27 protein-coding genes and 1 tRNA gene are annotated in these 21688 nt (G+C 34.4%); 18 read left to right on the top strand and 10 right to left on the bottom strand.

Features of this window, described 5'->3' with window-relative positions; all coding sequences use genetic code 11:
• Positions 1 to 246 precede the first annotated feature (246 nt).
• From Q0977_RS12680 to tsaD, 6 genes are all read left to right on the top strand, one after another.
• Positions 247 to 735, top strand: coding sequence for a pyridoxamine 5'-phosphate oxidase family protein (locus Q0977_RS12680; RefSeq protein ID WP_119415853.1), 489 nt, complete (start codon positions 247 to 249; stop codon positions 733 to 735).
• Between the two features lie 130 nt (positions 736 to 865).
• Positions 866 to 942, top strand: a tRNA-Asp gene (locus tag Q0977_RS12685).
• A 141-nt stretch (positions 943 to 1083) separates the two neighbouring features.
• Positions 1084 to 1530 carry a tRNA (adenosine(37)-N6)-threonylcarbamoyltransferase complex ATPase subunit type 1 TsaE gene (gene tsaE, locus Q0977_RS12690; protein WP_119415852.1) on the top strand — a complete coding sequence of 149 codons (447 nt, stop codon included), beginning with the start codon at positions 1084 to 1086 and terminating at the stop codon, positions 1528 to 1530.
• Positions 1527 to 2231 carry a tRNA (adenosine(37)-N6)-threonylcarbamoyltransferase complex dimerization subunit type 1 TsaB gene (gene tsaB, locus Q0977_RS12695; protein ID WP_119415851.1) on the top strand — a complete coding sequence of 235 codons (705 nt, stop codon included), beginning with the start codon at positions 1527 to 1529 and terminating at the stop codon, positions 2229 to 2231. The genes tsaE and tsaB overlap by 4 nt, the downstream gene beginning before the upstream one ends.
• Before the next feature lie 8 nt (positions 2232 to 2239).
• Positions 2240 to 2683 carry a ribosomal protein S18-alanine N-acetyltransferase gene (gene rimI, locus Q0977_RS12700; RefSeq protein WP_119415858.1) on the top strand — a complete coding sequence of 148 codons (444 nt, stop codon included), beginning with the start codon at positions 2240 to 2242 and terminating at the stop codon, positions 2681 to 2683.
• Positions 2683 to 3705 (top strand): tRNA (adenosine(37)-N6)-threonylcarbamoyltransferase complex transferase subunit TsaD, encoded by a 1023-nt coding sequence (tsaD, locus tag Q0977_RS12705; RefSeq protein ID WP_119415850.1) that lies wholly within the window; start codon positions 2683 to 2685, stop codon positions 3703 to 3705. Before rimI ends, tsaD begins: the two co-directional genes overlap by 1 nt.
• A 438-nt stretch (positions 3706 to 4143) precedes the next feature.
• Here tsaD and Q0977_RS12710 read toward each other — a convergent pair whose 3' ends face one another.
• Positions 4144 to 6084: an ABC-F family ATP-binding cassette domain-containing protein gene (locus Q0977_RS12710; protein ID WP_119415849.1), complete on the bottom strand. Its 1941-nt coding sequence runs from the start codon at positions 6082 to 6084 to the stop codon at positions 4144 to 4146.
• Between the two features lie 127 nt (positions 6085 to 6211).
• On the opposite strand from Q0977_RS12710, the gene Q0977_RS12715 reads away from it, so the two are divergent.
• The 3 genes from Q0977_RS12715 to tatC all read left to right on the top strand — a co-directional run bounded on the left by Q0977_RS12715 (position 6212) and on the right by tatC (position 7933).
• Positions 6212 to 6844: a redox-sensing transcriptional repressor Rex gene (locus Q0977_RS12715; RefSeq protein WP_124218136.1), complete on the top strand. Its 633-nt coding sequence runs from the start codon at positions 6212 to 6214 to the stop codon at positions 6842 to 6844.
• A gap of 94 nt (positions 6845 to 6938) precedes the next feature.
• Complete coding sequence (gene tatA / locus Q0977_RS12720; RefSeq protein WP_119415847.1) at positions 6939 to 7133, top strand: twin-arginine translocase TatA/TatE family subunit; 195 nt, start codon at positions 6939 to 6941, stop codon at positions 7131 to 7133.
• Positions 7134 to 7150: 17 nt separating this feature from the next.
• Complete coding sequence (tatC, locus tag Q0977_RS12725; protein ID WP_119415846.1) at positions 7151 to 7933, top strand: twin-arginine translocase subunit TatC; 783 nt, start codon at positions 7151 to 7153, stop codon at positions 7931 to 7933.
• A gap of 38 nt (positions 7934 to 7971) precedes the next feature.
• Here tatC and Q0977_RS12730 read toward each other — a convergent pair whose 3' ends face one another.
• Positions 7972 to 8697, bottom strand: coding sequence for a CPBP family intramembrane glutamic endopeptidase (locus tag Q0977_RS12730; RefSeq protein WP_241155083.1), 726 nt, complete (start codon positions 8695 to 8697; stop codon positions 7972 to 7974).
• Positions 8698 to 8891: 194 nt separating this feature from the next.
• Here Q0977_RS12730 and groES point away from each other — a divergent pair, with 194 nt between their 5' ends.
• From groES to Q0977_RS12750, 4 genes are all read left to right on the top strand, one after another.
• Complete coding sequence (gene groES, locus Q0977_RS12735; protein WP_119415845.1) at positions 8892 to 9176, top strand: co-chaperone GroES; 285 nt, start codon at positions 8892 to 8894, stop codon at positions 9174 to 9176.
• 51 nt (positions 9177 to 9227) lie between these two features.
• Positions 9228 to 10856, top strand: a complete 1629-nt coding sequence (gene groL, locus Q0977_RS12740; protein ID WP_119415844.1) for a chaperonin GroEL — start codon at positions 9228 to 9230, stop codon at positions 10854 to 10856.
• Between the two features lie 318 nt (positions 10857 to 11174).
• Positions 11175 to 12380, top strand: coding sequence for an EAL-associated domain-containing protein (locus tag Q0977_RS12745; protein WP_119415843.1), 1206 nt, complete (start codon positions 11175 to 11177; stop codon positions 12378 to 12380).
• Positions 12381 to 12562: 182 nt separating this feature from the next.
• Positions 12563 to 12871 (top strand): DUF378 domain-containing protein, encoded by a 309-nt coding sequence (locus tag Q0977_RS12750; RefSeq protein WP_124218137.1) that lies wholly within the window; start codon positions 12563 to 12565, stop codon positions 12869 to 12871.
• Between the two features lie 39 nt (positions 12872 to 12910).
• On the opposite strand, the gene Q0977_RS12755 is transcribed toward Q0977_RS12750, so the two are convergent.
• Entirely contained in the window at positions 12911 to 13381 is a 471-nt protein-coding gene (locus Q0977_RS12755) for a TspO/MBR family protein (protein WP_119415856.1), read from the bottom strand.
• Positions 13382 to 13555: 174 nt separating this feature from the next.
• On the opposite strand from Q0977_RS12755, the gene Q0977_RS12760 reads away from it, so the two are divergent.
• A complete protein-coding gene (locus Q0977_RS12760) occupies positions 13556 to 13732 on the top strand; it encodes an asparagine synthase (RefSeq protein ID WP_119415841.1) in 177 nt (58 codons plus the stop codon).
• 136 nt (positions 13733 to 13868) lie between these two features.
• On the opposite strand, the gene splB is transcribed toward Q0977_RS12760, so the two are convergent.
• Positions 13869 to 14897 (bottom strand): spore photoproduct lyase, encoded by a 1029-nt coding sequence (splB, locus tag Q0977_RS12765; RefSeq protein ID WP_299514580.1) that lies wholly within the window; start codon positions 14895 to 14897, stop codon positions 13869 to 13871.
• 188 nt (positions 14898 to 15085) lie between these two features.
• Between splB and Q0977_RS12770 the strand changes: the two genes are divergently transcribed.
• Positions 15086 to 15508, top strand: a complete 423-nt coding sequence (locus Q0977_RS12770; RefSeq protein WP_119415839.1) for a pyridoxamine 5'-phosphate oxidase family protein — start codon at positions 15086 to 15088, stop codon at positions 15506 to 15508.
• A gap of 75 nt (positions 15509 to 15583) precedes the next feature.
• On the opposite strand, the gene uvsE is transcribed toward Q0977_RS12770, so the two are convergent.
• The 6 genes from uvsE to Q0977_RS12800 form a co-directional block, all read right to left on the bottom strand.
• Positions 15584 to 16537: a UV DNA damage repair endonuclease UvsE gene (gene uvsE / locus Q0977_RS12775; protein WP_119415838.1), complete on the bottom strand. Its 954-nt coding sequence runs from the start codon at positions 16535 to 16537 to the stop codon at positions 15584 to 15586.
• A gap of 73 nt (positions 16538 to 16610) precedes the next feature.
• Positions 16611 to 16868, bottom strand: a complete 258-nt coding sequence (locus Q0977_RS12780; protein WP_119415837.1) for a DUF3243 domain-containing protein — start codon at positions 16866 to 16868, stop codon at positions 16611 to 16613.
• 132 nt (positions 16869 to 17000) lie between these two features.
• Entirely contained in the window at positions 17001 to 17429 is a 429-nt protein-coding gene (locus Q0977_RS12785; protein ID WP_119415836.1) for a YugN family protein, read from the bottom strand.
• Between the two features lie 352 nt (positions 17430 to 17781).
• Complete coding sequence (locus Q0977_RS12790) at positions 17782 to 18351, bottom strand: manganese catalase family protein (protein ID WP_119415835.1); 570 nt, start codon at positions 18349 to 18351, stop codon at positions 17782 to 17784.
• Between the two features lie 43 nt (positions 18352 to 18394).
• Positions 18395 to 18661: a spore coat protein CotJB gene (locus Q0977_RS12795; protein WP_119415834.1), complete on the bottom strand. Its 267-nt coding sequence runs from the start codon at positions 18659 to 18661 to the stop codon at positions 18395 to 18397.
• A 1-nt stretch (position 18662) separates the two neighbouring features.
• Entirely contained in the window at positions 18663 to 18881 is a 219-nt protein-coding gene (locus Q0977_RS12800) for a spore coat associated protein CotJA (RefSeq protein WP_119415833.1), read from the bottom strand.
• 160 nt (positions 18882 to 19041) lie between these two features.
• Between Q0977_RS12800 and Q0977_RS12805 the strand changes: the two genes are divergently transcribed.
• The 3 genes from Q0977_RS12805 to Q0977_RS12815 all read left to right on the top strand — a co-directional run bounded on the left by Q0977_RS12805 (position 19042) and on the right by Q0977_RS12815 (position 21558).
• The gene (locus Q0977_RS12805) at positions 19042 to 19167 is read left to right on the top strand and encodes a hypothetical protein (protein ID WP_255416309.1); all 126 of its coding nucleotides are present in this window, start codon (positions 19042 to 19044) and stop codon (positions 19165 to 19167) included.
• A 169-nt stretch (positions 19168 to 19336) separates the two neighbouring features.
• Entirely contained in the window at positions 19337 to 20500 is a 1164-nt protein-coding gene (locus Q0977_RS12810) for an endonuclease Q family protein (RefSeq protein WP_119415832.1), read from the top strand.
• Between the two features lie 422 nt (positions 20501 to 20922).
• The gene (locus Q0977_RS12815; RefSeq protein WP_147414480.1) at positions 20923 to 21558 is read left to right on the top strand and encodes a thermonuclease family protein; all 636 of its coding nucleotides are present in this window, start codon (positions 20923 to 20925) and stop codon (positions 21556 to 21558) included.
• Positions 21559 to 21688: the final 130 nt, after the last annotated feature.

Raw genomic sequence — 21688 nt, forward strand, 5'->3', positions numbered from 1 at the left:
AAGTTAAGCTCTTTAGCGCCAATGGTAGTTGGGGGCTGTCCCCCTGCGAGAGTAGGACGTTGCTAGGCACACTAAAAACACAGCTGTTTATTCAGTTGTGTTTTTTTCGTATATTCAGAAATGGAATCTATTGCTTACTTATTTGGTTGTATCTTTTAATGATTATCGTATTTGTTGAGTACATTCTTATAATTTTATTTCTTTAGGGCACCATAGTGAATAATAACAAACGAGGTGATTAATCGAATGGAAAATAAGACTTACAAACAGAAGGAAATTATCAAATTAAGAGAACTAATTAAAAATATCGATACAGCAATGTTCACAACAAATTCTGAAGATGGTTTAGTTTCACGCCCAATGAAAACACAGGAAGTTGAATTTGATGGAGATCTATGGTTTTTCACAAAAAAAGAGACAGATAAGTATCGTGAGATTCTCCAAAATTCAGATGTCAATGTAACTTATGCAGGGAAATCTTATGTATCAGTACGTGGAAAGGCTGAAATTGTAGAGGACATAAATAAAAAGAAAGAATTATGGAACGCTGCTTATGAAAAGTTAATGGAAACAAGTTATGATGATCCAAATGTTATACTATTGAAAGTAAAAGTGGAAACTGCTGAATATTGGGAAACTGGGAATATGGTCAAACAGATGATTTATTTTTATCAAAAGATAACTGGTAATAATTCTTATAATGAGAAGATGAATGAGACCATTTCATTGAATTAATTTTGAATATTCTAATTTTAAAAGCCGCTATATTTAAATAAGGCGGCTTTTTTCTGATAGAAAAGTAATTATTAAGAAGGGTATTGTTAAAATTATATATTTTTGATAAAATTAACATTGTCAGAAAGAAGGTCCGGTAGTTCAGCTGGTTAGAATGCCTGCCTGTCACGCAGGAGGTCGCGGGTTCGAGTCCCGTCCGGACCGCCATTTATCTTAAATGTTCATGCAAACACAGCTAAGAGGCTGTGTTATTTTTTTGTGTTTAGAGAAATACAGCTCGTTCACTTTGAACATTTTTGTAGGTTTAGGTAAACTATAATTAATGTGAAGCTGAGAGGACGAAGACAAATGGAAATAATGGTTGCTTCATTAGAAGAAACGAACCAATTGGCATTAAAGTTAGCTAAATTATTACAAGCACAAGATACGATTACGTTAGAAGGAGATCTTGGTGCGGGTAAAACCACGTTTACGCAATTTTTAGCAAAAGGATTAGGGATTAAACGGACTGTGAATAGCCCAACATTTACAATTTTAAAGCAATATGAGGGACGCATACCCTTTAATCATTTAGATGTCTATCGTTTAGCAGATAGTGATGAAGATCTTGGATGGGATGAAATTTTTTATGGAGATGCTGTATCTGTCGTAGAATGGGCACACTTAATAGAACAAGATCTACCTGCTGAGCGTTTGGCAATTGAGATTCAACGTGTTGATGAAAATACAAGACGATTTTTATTGAAACCAATTGGTCAGCATTATGAACAATTGTGTGAGGAGTTAATAAAATGATTTGGTTAGGTATAGATACTGCAAATTCGCCTTTGGCTGTTGCTATCGTTAAAGATGGACAAATACTTACAGCTGAAGTAACGAATATTAAAGTTAATCATTCTGCTGGTGTAATGCCAGCGATTGAACATATTTTTAAGAAGGTCAGCATTTCTCCGAAAGAGATAGATGCAATTGCTGTTAGTCAAGGACCTGGTTCATATACAGGTGTTCGTATTGGTGTTACCATTGCAAAAACTTTATCATGGACATTGCAAAAGCCTTTAGTAGGAGTCTCAAGTTTACAAGTTCTTGCAGCAAATGCTGCAATGTTCCAAGGTATTATTTGTTCTCTAATCGATGCTAGACGTCAAAATGTTTATGCTGCTGCATATGATTCCACGATGGGACTTGCTCCGATTGTGGAGGATGGTCATTACAGTATGCTTGGATTATTAGAACAGCTTAAAGAAATAGGAAAGCCGGTTCTTTTTGTAGGACATGATGTTGATAATTTTTGGGGGTTGATCCAACAAGAGTTAGGAAATAGTGCAATAAGAGCACCTTATGCTCTCGACTTACCGAGTGCAGCACAGCTTATTCATCTTGCGGAACAACAAGAGTTACCATCGATTGATGCTACACATACCTTCGTGCCAAAATATTGCCGCTTAGCAGAAGCAGAGGCAAATTGGTTGAAAGAACAGAAAGGCAAACAATAGGTGAGTGGATGATTACGTATCGACAAATGACTATTGATGATGTAGAGGCAGTACATCGTATTGAGGAGTCCGTCTTTGCTACACCTTGGACAATGGATGCCTTTTATCATGAAATGACAACAAATACACAAGCCTCATATGTCGTTGCTGTGGATGAAACAAATTCAATCGTAGGTTTTTGTGGAATGTGGATTGTTTTAGATGAAAGTCAAATTACGAATGTCGCTGTTCTACCTGCTGGTAGAGGAAAAGGCACTGGTGAAGGTTTAATGCGCGAAGCAATTCGAATTGCAAAGGAACATGGCGTCGTCTTAATGAGTTTGGAAGTCCGTGTAACTAATATTGTCGCGCAGAATTTATACCGGAAACTTGGATTTCAAGAAGGCGGTATTCGTAAAGGTTACTATACTGATAATCAAGAGGATGCTCTTGTCATGTGGGTGAATTTATAATGGAAAAAGATTTATATATATTAGGTATTGAAAGTAGTTGTGATGAAACCGCTGCTTCAATTGTAAAGAATGGTCATGAGATTGTTTCCAATGTGGTAGCATCTCAAATAGAAAGTCATAAACGTTTTGGTGGAGTTGTTCCTGAAATTGCTTCCCGCCATCATGTTGAACAAGTAACAATTGTAATTGAAGAAGCACTTCTACAAGCAAATATGAAACCTGAAGATTTGGATGCAGTTTGTGTGACAGAAGGGCCTGGGCTCGTAGGTGCATTATTAATAGGTATTAATGCTGCGAAGGCTTTTGCTTTTGCTAACAATTTACCGTTAGTTGGGGTGCATCATATAGCAGGTCATATTTATGCTAATGCATTAATCCAACCTATGGAATTCCCATTGTTAGCGTTAGTCGTATCTGGCGGTCATACAGAGCTTGTTCTTATGAAGAATGATGGTTGTTTTGAGTTAATTGGAGAAACACGTGATGATGCTGCTGGTGAAGCTTATGATAAAGTAGCGCGTGTGTTAAATATTCCATATCCAGGTGGACCTAAAATCGATCAACTAGCTCACGAGAGTGATGGAGCAGTAGATTTTCCTCGCGTTTGGTTAGACCACGATTCATATGATTTTAGTTTTAGTGGATTAAAATCTGCTGTTATTAATTATAAGCATAATGCAGATCAGCGTGGAGAAGAGATTAACCCGATGCATGTAGCAAAAGGTTTTCAAGATAGTGTTGTAGAGGTATTAACTGCAAAAACATTACGAGCAGCGCGTGAATTTAATGTTAAGCAAGTTATCGCAGCTGGTGGTGTCTCTGCAAACAAAGGTTTGCGGACAGCATTGGAAGAAGCCTTTGAAAAAGAAGGTATTCCTTTCTATGTACCACCATTAAAATTGTGCACAGATAATGCGGCAATGATCGCAGCTGCTGGTTCATCTATGTTTAAAGCAGGGAAACGAAGTGATCTTACTCTAAATGGACGTCCAGGTTTAGAATTAGTCTCATGGAATAAATAAGTTTATTAAAAGTTGAGGTTATCGCTATAAGTCGATAACCTTTTTCTTTGCAAAAATAATAAGAAAATTCTAAAATAGTCCACAGTTTGTTGATAAGTTGTGGATAAAATGTGTGTTTTCTATATATAGTAGTAAGTTTTTCACAATTATCTGTGCGTAACTTATATAAAATCTGTGGATAATGTGGAAAAGTATTTTCAAACATTGAAATATAAAGGTTTATAATGTGTATAAATTTGTGGAGAAAAAAATGATGAATATTTAGTATTGACCAATATATAGACAATATATACAGCAATTCGACAAATAATTCATGATAAAATTTTCTTGATCTTTTATTTGAGACGTTGAAGTTGATCTGTTATCTTAAAAAATAACGATAAAAGGCTACTAAATGTATTAGCACATGGACATTTAGTAGCCTTTTTAAATATTGAATTATACAAATTCCTCAAGTTGCTCATTTAGTTCTAGCCACTCTAATTCAATTTCTTCACGTTGTTCTTTAATTGTTTCTAACTCAGTTTGTAATATCATTACTTTTTCATGGTTTTGGAAAATTTCTGGATCACAAAGTTGCTCTTCTATAGTTTTAATTTGAAGATCCAAGTCACTTAGTGAGACTTCAATTTCTTCAATACGTCTTCTTATTTTGCGTTCCTTTTTCTTTGCTTCTTTATCGATTTGGTTATTCTTTTGTTTTTTTACGACAGTATCTTGAATTTGGGGAATTGCTGCTAATTTTTCGGCTGCAATTTCTTCAAGTTCTTTTTTCTTTTCAATATAGTAATCGTAGTCGCCGAGATATTCAGTTGCTCCGTCATTTGATAGTTCAACAACCTTTGTGGCAATGCGGTTGATAAAGTAACGGTCATGAGATACAAAAAGTAATGTACCAGGATAGTCAATAAGGGCATTTTCTAAAACCTCTTTACTATCCAAGTCTAAATGGTTAGTCGGTTCATCTAGTATAAGTAAATTTGACTTTTGTAGCATTAGTTTTGCTAATGAAAGTCGTGCTTTTTCGCCACCGGATAAATCGTGAACAATCTTATCTACATCTTCACCTGAGAATAGGAAACGACCAAGGACAGTACGAATATCTTTTTCATTCATTAAAGGCCATTCATCCCAAAGCTCTTTTAAAACTGTTTTATTACTTGTTAGTTTGGCTAGTTCTTGATCATAGTAACCAATTTGAACATTGGTTCCATAGTGAATATCGCCAGCAAGTGCTTGTTTATCTTTTACAATTGTCTTCAGTAAAGTGGATTTTCCAACCCCATTTGGTCCAACGAGGGCGATACGATCTTGTCTGTATAAGCGCATTTGAATATTAGTTGAAATTGCATGATTGTCATATCCAATAGATAGGTCATTAATAGATAGGACATCATTTCCACTTTGTCGATTTATATCAAAAGTAAAAGTTGCAGATTTTTCATCGCCATCAGGTGCATCCATCCACTCTGTTTTTTCAAGAACTTTGCGTCGGCTTTGAGCTAACTTTGTTGTTGAGGCACGCGCAAGGTTTTTTTGGATAAAAGTCTCAAGCTTTGCCTTTTCTCCTTGTTGTTTTTCATAGAGCTTACGATCACGTTCATAGTTCTTTGCCTTTTCACTTAGATAATCACTATAATTACCAGTGAATTTTGTGACGTGATGACGAGAGACTTCATATACAATTGAAACAACTTGATCTAAGAAATATCGGTCATGAGATACAATAAGAATAGCGCCATCATAATTTTTTAAGAAGTTTTCTAACCAGCTTAATGTTTCGATATCTAGATGGTTTGTAGGTTCATCGAGAATTAATAATTCAGGCTTACTTATTAGTAACTTAGCGAGAGCAAGTCGCGTCCTTTGCCCACCTGATAAGGAAGAAATCTTCTGATCATAGCTGTCAGGATAGAATTGCATACCGTGAAGAATAGATCTTGTATCAGCTTCGTATTGGTAACCACCTTGCTCTTTAAAATCATGTTGGAGTTGGTCGTATTCAGCCATTATTTTAGAGTAGGAATCTGCGTCTTCAAAAATTGAAGGCTCAGCCATTTTCTGCTCTAATTTTCTAAGTTTTTGTTCTTGCTTTTTTAATGGTTCGAAAATTGTCATCATTTCTTCCCAAATAGTAAGGGGAGATTCAAGGCCTGCATGTTGATCTAAGTAACCTAGTCGAATATCTTTTGGCATAATAATATCGCCGGAATCATAAGAAAGCTTTCCGGCAATTATTTTTAATAGTGTGGATTTACCTGCACCATTACGACCAACTAGTGCTACGCGATCCCGGTGCTGCACTTCGAGTTTAACGCCGCTTAAAATCTCATCGGCAATATATGATTTATATAATTGATTGACCTGTAATACGATCATATTAGACACCTCAGTTCAATTCTAGTTTAATGGAAGATACATATGTGTGCAACGAGAATAGCTTTACAGATAGCCAATCCTCATGTACTATTGAATGGATTTCGAATTGATTGTAGGAGGAAAAATTGTGAAAGCTTCAAACAAAATACCACAAGCTACTACAAAAAGACTTCCTCTTTACTATCGCTTCATCCTAAACTTTGCTGAAGCAGGACAAGTAAGAATTTCTTCTAAAGAACTAAGTGAAGCAATGAAAATTGATTCGGCAACCATTCGTCGTGATTTTTCATACTTTGGGGCTCTCGGTAAAAAAGGATACGGATATGATGTTCAATATTTACTAGATGTTTTTAGACAGGTATTAGACCAAGATGAACGAATGAATGTAGCGATAATAGGGGTAGGGAATCTCGGTAGTGCTTTGCTAAAATATAACTTTCAGAAGAGCCATAATATGAAAATTGTTGTGGCATTTGATACGAGTGGTACACCGGAAGGGAAATATATTAATGATATTCCGGTTTATCCACCAGATCTATTAGAAGAGAAATTTGCAGAATATAATGTGGAATTACCAATTTTAACTGTACCAGCTCGTTCAGCACAATTTATGACAGATAGGTTAGTAGCAATAGGGGTGAAGGGAATATTGAATTTTACTCCAGTTAGATTAAGTGTGCCGGACTATGTTAGAGTACATACTATTGACCTTACAATTGAATTGCAAACTTTAAGCTATTTTATGCGTAATGATAAGTAGTGACGTAAAATATTCACAAATAGGGTACTAGTATAAATGGTAAAAAATATAATTTTGGGTTAAAATAAAGTCATATTATGAGGAGGTGTCTGTAATGGGAATTGGTGCTGGGAGCGCTATTATCATAGGGATTGTTGCCATACTAATTTTCGGACCGAAGAAACTACCAGAGCTTGGTAAAGCAATGGGATCTACTCTCCGTGAATTTAAAAACGCTACTAAAGGTTTAGCGGATGATGACGAAACAACAAAAAAAGTGTCTGAATCTGCAAAAACTGAAGATAAATAAGTTGGGATGTTAGTTGAATGAATAATACTGAACTAACTGTTGTTGAACATATAGAAGAGTTAAGAAAGCGGCTATATATTGTTGCCGTTTTCTTTGTGGTTGCTGTTATAGGTAGTTTCTTTTTAGCAGAGCCATTAATCCATTTCTTACAATATAGCAGTGAAGCAAAGAAACTACAGCTTCATGCATTTAAAATAACAGATCCTGTTAAAATCTATTTTCAAGTAATATTTATACTGGCTACTGTTATAACATCGCCTATTATCTTATATCAATTTTGGGCTTTTATCAGTCCGGGATTATATGCCAAAGAACGTAGGGCAACATTAAGATATATTCCTTACATTGTACTATTGTTTGTTGGTGGTGTACTGTTCTCATATGAAATTCTATTTCCATATATCATCAATTTTATGGAGAAGATGTCTTCAGAATTAGATGTACAACAAACAATTGGTATCAATGAATATTTCCAATTTTTAATACAGATTACTTTACCTTTCGGGATTGTTTTTGAGTTACCTGTGGTTGTACTATTTTTAACTCGTTTAGGAATTATTACACCACAAATGTTAAGTAAGGTACGTAAGTATGCTTACTTTATCTTGTTAGTTGTAGCTGACTTAATTACACCAACTGATGTTGTATCGCTATTTATCGTAGCGATTCCGTTATGTGTCTTATATGAGATTAGTATAATAATATCTCGTATAGGGTATCGAAAATATTTGAAAGCTGAACAACAACGTCAAATGGATCTTGCAATTAGTTCCATAGAAGAAAATCCTTCTATCAAATAGATAGAAGGATTTTCTTCTTTTCTGGAGAATTATCTAGATTATTGCATTTGTTGAAGTTGTTTTATGAATTCGTTGATCGGTTCTCTATAAAATTGAACGATAGTTATAAATCCATTTAACATCATGTGAGCAATAATAGATGTGATAATTCGTTTTGTCTTATGGTAAAGGAATGCGAATATAAAGCCAGATATTGCATATATTATGATGTGTGGAAAATCTAGGTGAATTATGGCAAAGACAATTGAACTAACTAGGGCAGCAACAAAGAAATTAGTAGTTTGTACGAGTGACCCAAATATAACGCGTCGGAATACAAACTCTTCAAGAACTGGCCCAAAAAAGACAATTGCAATGATTATAATCGGTGCAACATCAGTTATTGATAAAAGACTAGCAGTATTTTCAGAACCTTGTTTAATACCTAAATTACTCTCTATAATAGCACCAATAGACTGCCCAATCATTACCATAAAGAATCCTATAATTCCCCATAGAATAGATATAGGAAGGGAAGCTTTGTTACCTTTATAGATTTTCCAAAAGTTTGAGTCACGTGAAACTAATAGTATGGAAATGATAAGAGCAATACCCATACTAATAAAGGTGTACCAACCATTTGTAGTTAAAATAAGTTCATTTTTGCTCAATTCAGGATTACGACCTTGGATAAAGTGAAATAATGGTCGTATGAAAAAGAAACCAGATAGTTGCATTAAGATATAAACCAGTAAAATATATAACGCTGTTTTTTGGGATTTCAAAATCAGAACCCTCTCTAAATTGCTTAATTTACTTCATTTTAAAATATAAACGGATAAAAACAAAATTTTTTATGCTTCATACTTGCAAAAACAATTGTAATTCATTAATATAATAATTGTGTTAGCACTCAATAAGAAGGAGTGCTAATAATATATAAAATATATTTACTCATAATTCTAGGAGGTTGTTTCAATTGTTAAAACCATTAGGCGATCGTATCATTATCGAAGTTATCGAAGCTGAAGAAAAAACTGCATTCGGTATCGTGCTACCAGACTCTGCAAAAGAGAAACCTCAAGAAGGTAAAGTTGTTGCAGTTGGTACTGGATTCTTAACAGATGGTGGTAATGTAGTGCCACTTAACGTAAAAGAAGGCGACAACATCATCTTCTCTAAATACTCAGGTACAGAAGTAAAATACGAAGGTAAAGACTTCTTAATTCTTCGTGAATCAGACGTTCTAGCAGTCGTTGAATAATAAATTAATGATCAAATAAAAAATAGATAAATTATTAGGAGGTTTTTTAAAATGGCAAAAGATATTCGTTTTAGTGAAGACGCTCGTAGCGCTATGTTAAAAGGTGTAGATAAACTAGCTAACGCAGTAAAAGTAACATTAGGACCTAAAGGACGTAACGTTGTTCTTGAAAAAAAATTCGGTTCACCATTAATTACAAATGATGGTGTAACAATTGCCAAAGAAATCGAACTTGAAGATCCATACGAAAACATGGGTGCAAAACTTGTTTCAGAAGTAGCATCTAAAACAAACGAAATCGCTGGTGACGGTACTACTACTGCAACAGTTTTAGCTCAAGCAATGATTCGTGAAGGCTTGAAAAACGTTACAGCTGGTGCTAACCCAGTCGGCATTCGTAAAGGTATCGACAAAGCAGTTGCAGCAGCAATTACTGAATTAAAAACAATTTCTAAGCCAGTAGAAAACAAAGAAGCTATTGCACAAGTAGCTGCAATTTCTTCAGCTGACGATGAAGTCGGTGAACTAATCGCAGAAGCTATGGAACGTGTTGGCAACGACGGTGTTATCACAATTGAAGAATCAAAAGGTTTCACTACAGAATTAGATGTAGTTGAAGGTATGCAATTCGACCGTGGTTACCTATCTCACTACATGGTAACTGATACAGATAAAATGGAAGCTGTTTTAGATAATCCATATATCTTAATCACTGACAAAAAAATCTCTAACATTCAAGAAATCTTACCAGTGCTTGAACAAGTTGTTCAACAAAGCAAACCATTATTAATCATTGCTGAAGATGTAGAAGGTGAAGCACTAACTACATTAATCCTAAACAAACTTCGCGGTACATTCAACGTAGTAGCTGTTAAAGCTCCTGGATTTGGTGATCGTCGTAAAGCAATGTTAGAAGATATTGCAATCTTAACTGGTGGCCAAGTAATCACTGAAGAAATTGGTTTAGACTTGAAACAAACTTCAATTGAAATGCTTGGACACGCAGGCAAAGTTGTTGTAACAAAAGATCATACAACAATCGTCGAAGGTTCAGGCAGCGCAGATACAATCGAAGCTCGCGTTGCACAAATCCGTGCACAATATGAAGAATCTACTTCAGAATTCGATAAAGAAAAATTACAAGAACGTCTTGCAAAACTAGCTGGTGGCGTAGCAGTCATCAAAGTTGGTGCTGCAACTGAAACAGAATTAAAAGAACGTAAATTACGTATTGAAGATGCTCTAAACTCAACTCGTGCAGCAGTAGAAGAAGGTATTGTTGCTGGTGGTGGTACTGCACTAGTAAGTGTTTACAACAAAGTAGCTGAAGTTGGCGCTGTTGAAACTGGTGACGTAGCAACTGGTGTAAAAATCGTTCTACGTGCTCTAGAAGAACCAGTTCGTCAAATCGCAAACAACGCTGGCCTTGAAGGTTCAATCATCGTTGATCGCTTAAAACGTGAAGAAGTAGGTACTGGTTTCAACGCTGCAAATGGCGAATGGGTAAATATGATCGATGCTGGTATTGTTGACCCAACAAAAGTAACTCGTTCTGCTCTTCAAAATGCAGCATCTGTAGCAGCTCTATTATTAACTACAGAAGCAGTAGTAGCTGACATTCCAGAACCAACTCCAGCTCCAGCAATGCCTGATATGGGCGGCATGGGCGGTATGATGTAATACCAAAGTTTAGACGATATTCAATTCAGTTTGAATTGTTCTAAATTTAAGCCTTTCGTTCCTTCTATAAAAAGTAGTATTACTTATAGATGAATCGTAAATCAAAAGCCATCTCTCACAAAAAATTGAGAGGTGGCTTTTTTACACATCAATTAGGATGGCTTTAAACAGCTAAAAGTAAACGTAAATGCTGTGAGAATTACTAAATTGAATGTATCGAATATTAATATATTTCAAAAATAATAATAAATGTGTCGATGCTTAGCATAGAAATATAAGATATAATATAGACAGTATGTTAGAATGGGGGATTAGTAGATGGATGTTCTCGACCTTCTCGATCAATTAGATCAGATTGAAATATTGTTTGAACCGATTTTTAGTGCAGATGAGCATGTCATAGTTGCTTATGAAGTAATTGGCCAATTGAACAATGATACTCACAATTTCAATATTGTTGAATTTACATATGATGAAACAGTTCCAGCTGATATTCGTGCAGAAGTGGAACAAATTTTGATAAAAAAGGCGATAGAACTCGCGACTGATGCATTGAAAGAAACGAATCTCTATATACCATGTAATCCAAATTTGTTGATGTTGGACTTCGGTGAAGCCTATTTTAAAACGCTAACCGATTTAGTAGAGGAAAGTCTTTTACCACATATTTATTTACAAATTCCAATGCAAAAATTTAAAGGGGATATCAATCAATTTAGACATCCAATATACTATATTAAGACATACGGAGTAAAAACTGTCATGGCTGATATTGGACCTGACAGTAAATTGGATCAAATTTTACTTTTAGAACCTTCAGTATTGAAAATGGAAGTGAGTGGCCTTGATTATGACGCTTGGGGAACTCAAAATCATATGTTCACCACTATTCAGTCCATTGCAGTTAAAATGGGTGCAGCATTTATGTTTGATAATATTAAAACGAGCTATGAGTTGCATTATGCTTGGAAAAACGGAGCGCGCTATTTTAAAGGTGCCTATTTAGAAAAACCATCTAATCAATTTCTTAATCGTGACATTTTAAAGACACGTTTTAGAAGCGAATGTCAGCAATTTATTTCGACTGAGAAAAAGATTTTGGCTTTAAAATACGAAGAGATAAATAATCTTCAAAAGCACATTACAACGATGGTAAAGCAGATTAGTCCTACGAGTTTGAATATTGAAAGTCTTTATGAACTGGCTGAAAAATTAGAAAATTACGCCTTTCGATTGTACATTTGTAATGATGAAGGTTTTCAAATTTCACCTAATATCGTTAGACTAAACAATGAATGGAATATAGAAGAACAGGCAATAGGAAAAAATTGGAGTTGGCGTCCTTATTTTCTTCTGAATATTATAAAATTGCAAAATCATGCAAAAGGTGATTTATCCACTATATATAGCGATATTCAAACTGGTGAGCTAACTCGTACCTATTCAATGGCTTTAAATGAGCATGAATTTTTATTTGTGGATATTACGTATAGTTATTTAATGCAACATAATATTGTAAATTAAATCATTCCTAGTGTAAAAAAGTCTCTTATCGAAGTTTTATTCGATAAGGGCTTTTTATTTGGAAAAGAATATAAACAGGGCCATAAAATATTTTCGGTATATTCTCTGTTTTAGTATTAAATTTTCCTAAATGCAGAAGATAAGTTTGATTCTTATCATTTGTTGAAGGAGGTGTAATATCCATGGAAGTATTAAAAAGAATAGCTTTAGCTTTAGTAATTATTGGGGCTATCAACTGGGGTCTAATTGGGTTTTTTAGATATGATTTAGTATCAAACCTATTTGGAGGAGAAAGCGCCTTTTTATCAAGAGTCATTTTTGGTCTTGTAGGTTTAAGCGGTCTGGTTTGTATAAGTCTTTTATTTGCTCCTTTGGATAGTGAAGAACATACAGAATCAGAACGCCAATACGGAAGAAATTCTGAATTGTCCACTGAATTTGGTGAAGAAGCAGATTTTACAGATGTCAAAGATAAAGACGACAACAAATAGTAAGAATCCTAAAGCCATGCGAATGCATGGCTTTCTGTTTTAAGAATTTAAACGATAAATAGACCAAGCTAATGTGGTAGCTATAAGAGACCATATTAAGTAGGGGATTAGCAATAGAGCGGCAAGTCCTGAATATTGAGTGGTTGAATAAATAAGTAAAATATTAGTGATGACAACTACAAGTGTATCCAGAAAAGCTAAGTCGAGTTTTTTGGCGGTAAATTGGAAAAAGCTAAAGGCTTGATTGGCTAAATAATTGATAAGCCATAATAGGATAAACGAAATGCTTGTACTTTTTAATCCCATTTTATATTGAATAATAGCTAGTGACAATGCGATTAATGCATATAAAATGCCCCAAATCATTCCTATTGTTTTACCAGAGGGTGTCCAAGAGGGCTTTTTTAACGATGCATACCATGTACGATCAACAGGAAATAGAATTCCGGAAAGACTAAACAGTAAATACACGACAATAAAGACTAAAATAGCCGATAAAATTTTACCCACCTCCAAGATATTTGACTAGCTACTAATTATTTGTATGCATTGAAATGCATTTTATTAGTAAAGATTGGATTTATCTTTTGGAGGCATCATATATTTTTCGTTCATCTGTATAAACAGATTGTTAATGCAAATTATAAAGGGGAATCAAAGGATAAATGAGAGGAGCGTTATAATATGGACAACATACGAGAGGGTTTAATACCAGCAATACTTGGAACTGCTGTAACAACTACTGGAGTGGCATTGCGAAATAATAGAAGTATAACACCTTGGATTCGAGGATCCATCATAGGCTTTGGTTTAGCACATGTTGTGCTAGGGGCCATTGATTTAGTCGAGCATCGTAACTAAGATTCAAAAGTAAAGGATAGATGGAATAGGAGAGTAACATCCTATTCTCATCTATCCTTATTTATGTGGGGTAAGCCGATTAAAAATGCTACGTCGTGTAGCAAGTTGTCCTAGAAAGTTACATTCCTTTATCCGATTAAGTAAAGTATTCCAACTTTGCGTTTGGAAAAAATTCGTTCATATAACTGTATAAGTTGCTCTTCATCTCTTCTTCTTCATCTTTTTGATAAATGTACTTTCCAATACCATACTTTCCCCATTTATAACGTCTTTTTTCTTCGTCTAGTTCAAGTTTTGTCTTAGGATAATTTTTTTCAATTACTCTTTTGGCAGGTTTGGTAAAACGATGTTGGATAAATTCAAATGTTATATCATCACGTACTTCAAGAGGTAACTCATCATTAAGACGTTCAAACATATGATAGTAACCTTCTTGCCAACCATCATGAAGGTATATAGGTGCAACGATGAAACCGAGTGGATATCCTGCTCGAGCTACTTTACCAGCAGCATCGATACGTTTAGCTAGTGGAGAGGTTCCTGGCTCAAAGTTCTTGATAACATAATCAGCATTAATACTAAAACGAAATCTTGTATTTCCATTGTGTTTGGCATCTAGAAGATGATCTACATGATGAAATTTTGTTACAAACCTCAAACGTCCAAGCTCTGTTTGTCCAAAATGTTCTATGGCTCTTTTTAATGTATGAGTTAAATGATCGATTCCTACAATATCCGATGTACAAGCAGCCTCAAATCGAGTTATTTCTGGTGCACGCTCTTCTATATAATTGTCTGCAGCAGCAAGAATTTCATCTACATTTACATAGGTACGGATATAAGGTTTACTTCCCATAGTCGTTTGCAAATAACAATAATGACAGTGTCCCATACAACCGGTAGCAAACGGGATAGCATATTCTGCAGAAGGTTTTGAAGTATCGAATTTTAATGTTTTTCGTAAGCCAACTACTAATGTTGATTTGGCATTACGATATTTTTGAAAGTCGTTTTCTCCAGGCAGATTACGGACTTGGTTGTGTGATGTGGTATATCTTATTTCTATATTTAGTTTTGTGAATTTGTCAAAAAGTTCTTTTCCTAATGGATAGTCTAATGCGTTTGGTTCAAAGTAAACCAGTTTTGGCATAAAAGGATCATTCATATTATCACCATTTTCTTTTATTTCTTCAAGGAGGATTGAATGTGCTTTATGATTAAGTGTTACCTTTTGAGTTTGAATTATGTTTTCTTTCTATTGGAAAAATAAAATTTGTTAAGGACTTTGGAAAGTATAATTATCCTCTTTATGAGGAAAGGTAAGTTAGAAAGAATATGGAAGGAGTAGAGAAAATGAGCAATGAACAATTAAAAGAAAAGGTACTCAAACTAATTTCGCATCATAAAAATGGTGTTCTCTCAACAGTTGAAAATAATAAGCCCCATTCAAGGTATATGACATTTTATAATGATCATTTCACTTTGTTTACACCAACTAAATTGAATCAAGAAAAAATAGAAGAAATCGAAAACAACAACGCAGTTTCTGTACTGCTTGGTTATGAAGGAAATGGACTAAGTGATGAGTATGTAGAAATTTCTGGAGTAGCTGAGCTAAATAAATCTCAAGATTTAAAAACAAAGTTTTGGGAAGAATCATTTAAACAATGGTTTGAAGGTCCTGATGATCCGAACTATGTATTTATTCAGATACAACCGAAAATTATACGTTTATTAAATACTCAAGGTGTTCCATCTGAAGAATTGGTTTTATAGAAGTTAAACATGTCCATATATTATAAAAGGCTCTTCTAGTCATTCTTTAGATGAAAAGAAGAGCCTTATTCTTAATTACCATTCTACTGTAGAGCTTGAAATTCGTTTGACACCACGAAGTGAGGCAATGTCCTCTATAAGTTTATGCATGGCAAGATTCTTTTGTTTAGCTTCAATAATAACGTCTATATCTTGATCATTTAGTTTAGCCATTTCTAAAAAGGGTAAGACAAAATCAAATGAAACGAAATCTGCATGAGCACGATAAAACTGATCTGACTTAGGTGAAGAAAGGTGAACTTTTGGATTTTTATTTGTTCTATGCCAAGTATCATAGATCCTTTGCAAATAATGTGACAGGGTTATATCTCCTCTATTTGCCATATAGTGATGATAATCTAAAATCATAGGTATATGTTCCTTTTCACAAGTAGTAAGCGTTTCTTCAACATTATAGGTTTTATCATCATTTTCTAATGTCATTATCATTTTTATCTCTGATGGTAATTTCTTTATATTTTGATGGAATTGTCTTAAGGCGATGGATTTATCCCCATAAGCGCCTCCGATGTGTATGTTTATATTTCCGATATTTGTTATGCCCATAGCTTCGAGCATTTTATAATGATATTCCATATCTTTTATAGCATTATAGGTTACATCATCACGTGGACTAGTAAAAATCGTAAACTGATTGGGGTGGAAGCTAGGGGATAGTTTAAAATGATGTATCAGTTGTCCAATCTCTTTCCATTGGTCTTTTAAGGGGGTAATATAATCCCACATCACTTCTGGATGAGTAGCTAAAGGAACGAGTGCACTTGAAAATCGATATAAATTGATTTCATGAGCGATATTATAATGTAAAATTCTTTTTGTATGTGCTAAATTTTGGGTTGTAATAGATATTAATTTATCCAGTCGTTGGTCTTTTGGTAGAGCAGAATAACGGGCAAAAGTTAAAGTTTTTGATGGACTTGCATCCCATAATCCCAATGCGTTCGCTACATAACCAAAACGAATTTTCATATTTTAACTCCCTATACTAATGGAAAACCCCGATTGGGTATAATAAATGTACGCCATTCGGGGTTGTTCTTTGTTATTGTAGCTTATTATTTTGGACTAATTTAACAACACAACTTGCAAGTGCTTCTTTTTCGCTTTCAGAAGCAACTCCCCACATATCGGAAAGTACTCTTTGTTGTAAGTTTTTTGGATCAACATTATTCGCTAAATACTCTCCAATTTGTACAGCTGCTTGTTGGATTACATGATTAGGCATACCAGCATCTTCAGCTTTGTCTACATTTTGACCTAAAAATGATGTCCATTGTTGCCAATTCTCTAAAATAGGCATATAAATCCCTCCTTTATGCTTGTAGTATGTGCTTCATCCCGTACTATATGTACGAAATCTTTAAAGAATTTTTTAAAAGGAAAAGTCTCTAAAAATTGCAGACCTATAATTACGGTATACAATGTGGAAAATTCAAGATACTAATTCATGATCAATTGAACTTAACATCTTTTCGATCTTCTCTTCACCGGCTTTTACCCATCGACTTTTATCTCTTATATGCCCATCCTTATCAATAGGATCTTGAAATTGACTAAGTCCGCCTGTAACAGTTAATAATGAGTTCTCGTCATAATCTAAGCCAAGATTTACAACGTGTTTGATCACAAAAGGTCTCTCAAATTGTATATATGCTGAATAATGATCTAGTTCTCCATCAATTACTCTAAAGGGCATTCGAAGATAAACGGTTTCCCCATCTTCCCGATAGAGAATGGAATCGAATTTTCCTTCATGATATTCAAAATTAGAGCAGAAACTACATCCGAATGATTCGAAAACATCTCGAATATAGCCAAACTCAGTTTTTTTACCTTCAATACGTGATTCAAATAGTATCATAGTAATCACCTCTGTTAGAATTTACTATTACTATTCTTAACAAAATAATAAAAATCATTCTAAAAATTTTATAATGTTTTATAGAAGCTTATAGCTTTTGAATAAAAATGCCATCACCCTCAAGCCATTCGGCTAAAAAAACATCTTTATAATTAGAAATATTATGAGAGGAAAGTTGCTTTTTTAACCAAACTTCATTGTATCCGCTCATCTTTTAAAAGCTTTCCATCACGAATAATTGTAACAGGGGCATGTACAGATTTTTGGGGGGAATCTTTCACAGTGGAAGTGGAAGAGGAAAAAGTAAGGCGTTAGTTTTCGACAATTATGTCGATCCTTAACGCCAAATGTCTTAAAAGAATTTTTTTCGATCTCTTTCTTCTTTCAGTATTTCAACAGCTTCCCTAAAACGCAAGGAATGGACAATTTCTCTTTCTCTAAGGTATTTTAATCCATCGTTTAAATCAGGATCATCTGATAAATCGATAATCCATTGGTACGTTGCACGTGCTTTTTCTTCTGCAGCAATATCTTCATATAAATCAGCAATTGGATCTCCTTTTGCCTGAATATATGCAGTTGTAAATGGAACGCCAGAAGCGTTATTGTAGAAAAGTGCACTATCATGCGCAACGTAATGATCTCCTAGACCTGCAGCCTTTAATTGTTCAGGTGTTGCATCTTTTGTTAACTTATAAATCATAGTAGCGATCATTTCGAGATGTGCAAATTCTTCTGTGCCAATGTCATTTAAAAGACCAATTACTTTATCTGGAATAGTATAACGCTGGTTTAAGTATCTGAGTGCAGCTGCCAGTTCTCCATCAGCTCCACCATATTGCTCGACTAAAAATTTTGCTAAACGAGGATTACACTCCCTTACCTTAACAGGATATTGTAGCTTCTTTTCGTAATACCACATCCACTATTCCTCCTATCATCACTGATTCACAATCATAGAGCTACTATACTTGCCAAGGCCAAGGAGCATCTTTCCAATTCCAAGGGTAGTTTGAAAAACTTCTACCGAAATTCATCAGTGGGCCAAAGTGTTTTTCAAATTCAACTTTCATCTCCATACTTTTTAAAGACACATCATTAAATTGCTTAATCGCTTCAAAATCATTTGGATGGGTGTCTAAGTATAAATTTAATTCTAAAGCGACAAAATCATTGGCTTGAATTTCCTCAAGCATTTGATAATACTCAGGAGGTAATTTTTTTGTAGTCATATTAATTCCCCTTTTTTTCAGGATTCGGATAAGGGCTGAAAAGGTCTGGCCAAAGTGTTCCGCAGTGTAGTGCTTGTTTTGCGGTTGGATATTGTGGTAATCCAGGCGGTTGGAATTGGATATAGAGTTGTGGAGGAGTGGAGTAGCTTTTTATACGAATAGGCTCACAGGGATCGAAAGGGCTAATATAAGGCTTCCAGTATTTGAATTGTGTAAACATATAAACCTCCTTTCTGATGTTTTGGCATCAATGTATCTATATGAATACCTGTTTCGCAATATACATTTTTGTTCCAAGTTGTTGAATAATGTAAAAGAACTCTAATACATAATCGTTTATAAAGGAGACAAAATAAATAGTAAGAAGGGATGTGGTGAAAATGGAAGGAAACAAATATGCAAAGCTGGATGATAAAAAGGTAAAAGAATTAAAAGAGTTAGAAAAGAAATTTGGTTTTACATTAGTAGCATTTGATACTGCAAATAATCAGGGGCAACGAAAGTGAATTTTTTAGATTAGAGAAGGGGCTTTCCTCTTCTCTAATATCTGCTGTGAAGTATATATCCTGCGGTGGTCAAATCAAGATTCCATCATCCCCATTGCAATGGGCGTGTCTCAACTTTCATACACGCTCTTTTCTATTGATAAAATCATATTGAAGGACGTGAGAGGCATTGTTTACAGATTACTATGCAGATTTACATATTCATATCGGTCGAACATGGAAAGGAAAACCAGTAAAAATAACGGGAAGTAAAACATTAACACTTGAAAATATACTGGATGCAGCAACTTCTAAAAAAGGCTTAGATATTGTTGGTGTGATAGATTGTCATTCGCCTGAAGTGTTAGATGAAATGGCATTTCTAATAGAAGAAAATAAGCTAGTTGAGTTAGCTGGTGGCGGTTTACGATATCAAAAAACGACGCTAATACCAGGAGTTGAAATTGAAGTCAATGATAGCAACTGTTTAGGTCCGTTACACGTACTTGCATTTTTTAGATCGTGGCAAGCAATGCGAGAGTTTTCTAAATGGATGCAAAACTATGTAACGAACATTAACTTAAGTACGCAGCGAATAGCCTGTGATGCCATTACATTGCAACATAAAGTACATGCACTAAGCGGTCTATTTATACCAGCACATGTCTTTACACCATTTAAAAGTGCTTATGGCAAAGGTGTGAAAAAGAGTCTTGCAGAAGTATTTGATATGGATCAAATAGACGCAATTGAATTGGGACTTAGTTCGGATACGGATATGGTGAAGGGAATAAGTGAGTTGGACAAATATACCTTTGTTACAAATTCCGATGCACATTCACTTGGTAAGATGGCTCGGGAATATCAAAAAATCCGATTGCAAGAAGCGACATTTGATGAATTGCAAAAGGCTTTGCACGAAATAGATGGACGGAAGATTATTGCAAACTATGGACTCAATCCGCTTTTAGGAAAGTATCATGAAACTGCTTGTGCAGACTGTGGGCATCGAACAACTGAAACACCATGTTCAAACTGTGGAGGAAAGCATCTTGTAAAAGGTGTAGCAGTAAGGATTGAGGAACTTAAAGATACTAATGAGACATCGCGCATTCGTCCGCCATATATTCACCAAGTGCCATTGGACTTTATCCCTGGTGTTGGTCCTAAAACAATTCAAAAATTATTAAGTAATTTTGGAACTGAGATGGCTGTTTTACATGTAATAACTGAATCAGAATTAAAAGAAGTGGTCCCAACAAAAATTGCTACATTAATTGAACAAGGGAAAAATGGGAAATTATCTCTATCTAGTGGAGGCGGTGGCGCTTATGGTAAGGTCAAAGCAGAATAGTCGAAAAAGAGAATGTAAGGTTTTACGTTCTCTTTTTATGAGCATAAAATGAAAAGTATATATACAATATGTCATTCGGTAAAGAGGAAATCTATTCTTTTGTTATAATGCTATAATAGATATCATTGTGTAAGGTTGGTGATATCATTTGAATCGACTTTTGAAAAATGTGATGATTCTGCTTGGAATATTATTTTTTTTAAAATTCGGGCTGTCGATTGTTCGTTGTATCATTACATTATTAATGTACAAATATACTATAATTATTGTAATAATACTTATTACTTTTTGGCTAATATATAAAAATTTCCACTTAAAAAAGATGTAACGTATCACTTGGTTACATCTTTTTCTTTTACACTGTGATATCTTGATTTATAAAGAAAATATATTTTTCTTAAAAATAAATTGAGGTGGATAGTTTGAAAAAAATAGCATCATTTTTGTCTGGATGGATATTAATTTCTTCAATTATTGTTGGTCTTACATTACCAACAACTGCTGATGCCAAAGCAGGTAAGAAATTTACAGATCGTGTCACTAAATGTGTAGATGGCGATACTGCATATTTTAAAAAAGCTGGATATTCTAGATTTCTTTATGTAGATACTCCAGAGTCAACAAATAAAATTCAACCATATGGTAAAACAGCTTCCAAGTATACTTGTACAAAACTTAAAAAAGCAAAGAAAATTCAATTACAATATGATGGACCTAAAAAGGATAAATATGGCCGTACATTAGTTTGGGTTTGGGTAGACGGAAAGCTATTGCAAGAGTCTTTAGTAAAAAAGGGTTATGTTAAAAAGTTTTATGATTACGGAACATACTCTTATGAAAAAAGATTAAGAACATTACAAGCTCAGGCAAAGAAAAAGAAAGTAGGATTGTGGAGCGGTAAAAAAGAGATAACAGCTCCTAAAAAGACTACTACAAAAACAAATTTTAAGAATTGCACTGAATTGCGTCAATATTATCCAAACGGTGTTCCTAAATCTCATCCAGCATATCAAGAAAAAATGGATAGAGATCATGATGGATACGCTTGCGAAAGATAACTTATGGTAAGAAGAGGCTAAGATTAATCAGAAGGTTAATCTTAGTTTTTTTATTCTAAATACCTATTAAAACAAACTATTCCCTACAATTGTTCACATCAATAGTACCTTGTGATTATCGACAAATTAT

It is taken from the genome of uncultured Rummeliibacillus sp. (assembly GCF_934216135.1).
Classification (GTDB): Bacteria; Bacillota; Bacilli; order Bacillales_A; family Planococcaceae; genus Rummeliibacillus.

Coding starts and splice junctions, on each gene's coding strand:
- Q0977_RS12760 (WP_119415841.1), top strand. CDS start 13,556: ATGGACAACATACGAGAGGGTTTAATACCAGCAATACTTGGAACTGCT.
- Q0977_RS12750 (WP_124218137.1), top strand. CDS start 12,563: ATGGAAGTATTAAAAAGAATAGCTTTAGCTTTAGTAATTATTGGGGCT.
- groL (WP_119415844.1), top strand. CDS start 9,228: ATGGCAAAAGATATTCGTTTTAGTGAAGACGCTCGTAGCGCTATGTTA.
- Q0977_RS12790 (WP_119415835.1), bottom strand. CDS start 18,351: ATGTGGTATTACGAAAAGAAGCTACAATATCCTGTTAAGGTAAGGGAG.
- Q0977_RS12800 (WP_119415833.1), bottom strand. CDS start 18,881: ATGTTTACACAATTCAAATACTGGAAGCCTTATATTAGCCCTTTCGAT.
- tsaE (WP_119415852.1), top strand. CDS start 1,084: ATGGAAATAATGGTTGCTTCATTAGAAGAAACGAACCAATTGGCATTA.
- tatC (WP_119415846.1), top strand. CDS start 7,151: ATGAATAATACTGAACTAACTGTTGTTGAACATATAGAAGAGTTAAGA.
- uvsE (WP_119415838.1), bottom strand. CDS start 16,537: ATGAAAATTCGTTTTGGTTATGTAGCGAACGCATTGGGATTATGGGAT.
- tatA (WP_119415847.1), top strand. CDS start 6,939: ATGGGAATTGGTGCTGGGAGCGCTATTATCATAGGGATTGTTGCCATA.
- splB (WP_299514580.1), bottom strand. CDS start 14,897: ATGAATGATCCTTTTATGCCAAAACTGGTTTACTTTGAACCAAACGCA.
- Q0977_RS12785 (WP_119415836.1), bottom strand. CDS start 17,429: ATGATACTATTTGAATCACGTATTGAAGGTAAAAAAACTGAGTTTGGC.
- Q0977_RS12680 (WP_119415853.1), top strand. CDS start 247: ATGGAAAATAAGACTTACAAACAGAAGGAAATTATCAAATTAAGAGAA.
- Q0977_RS12745 (WP_119415843.1), top strand. CDS start 11,175: ATGGATGTTCTCGACCTTCTCGATCAATTAGATCAGATTGAAATATTG.
- Q0977_RS12795 (WP_119415834.1), bottom strand. CDS start 18,661: ATGACTACAAAAAAATTACCTCCTGAGTATTATCAAATGCTTGAGGAA.
- tsaB (WP_119415851.1), top strand. CDS start 1,527: ATGATTTGGTTAGGTATAGATACTGCAAATTCGCCTTTGGCTGTTGCT.
- tsaD (WP_119415850.1), top strand. CDS start 2,683: ATGGAAAAAGATTTATATATATTAGGTATTGAAAGTAGTTGTGATGAA.
- rimI (WP_119415858.1), top strand. CDS start 2,240: ATGATTACGTATCGACAAATGACTATTGATGATGTAGAGGCAGTACAT.
- Q0977_RS12770 (WP_119415839.1), top strand. CDS start 15,086: ATGAGCAATGAACAATTAAAAGAAAAGGTACTCAAACTAATTTCGCAT.
- Q0977_RS12780 (WP_119415837.1), bottom strand. CDS start 16,868: ATGCCTATTTTAGAGAATTGGCAACAATGGACATCATTTTTAGGTCAA.
- Q0977_RS12710 (WP_119415849.1), bottom strand. CDS start 6,084: ATGATCGTATTACAGGTCAATCAATTATATAAATCATATATTGCCGAT.
- Q0977_RS12805 (WP_255416309.1), top strand. CDS start 19,042: ATGGAAGGAAACAAATATGCAAAGCTGGATGATAAAAAGGTAAAAGAA.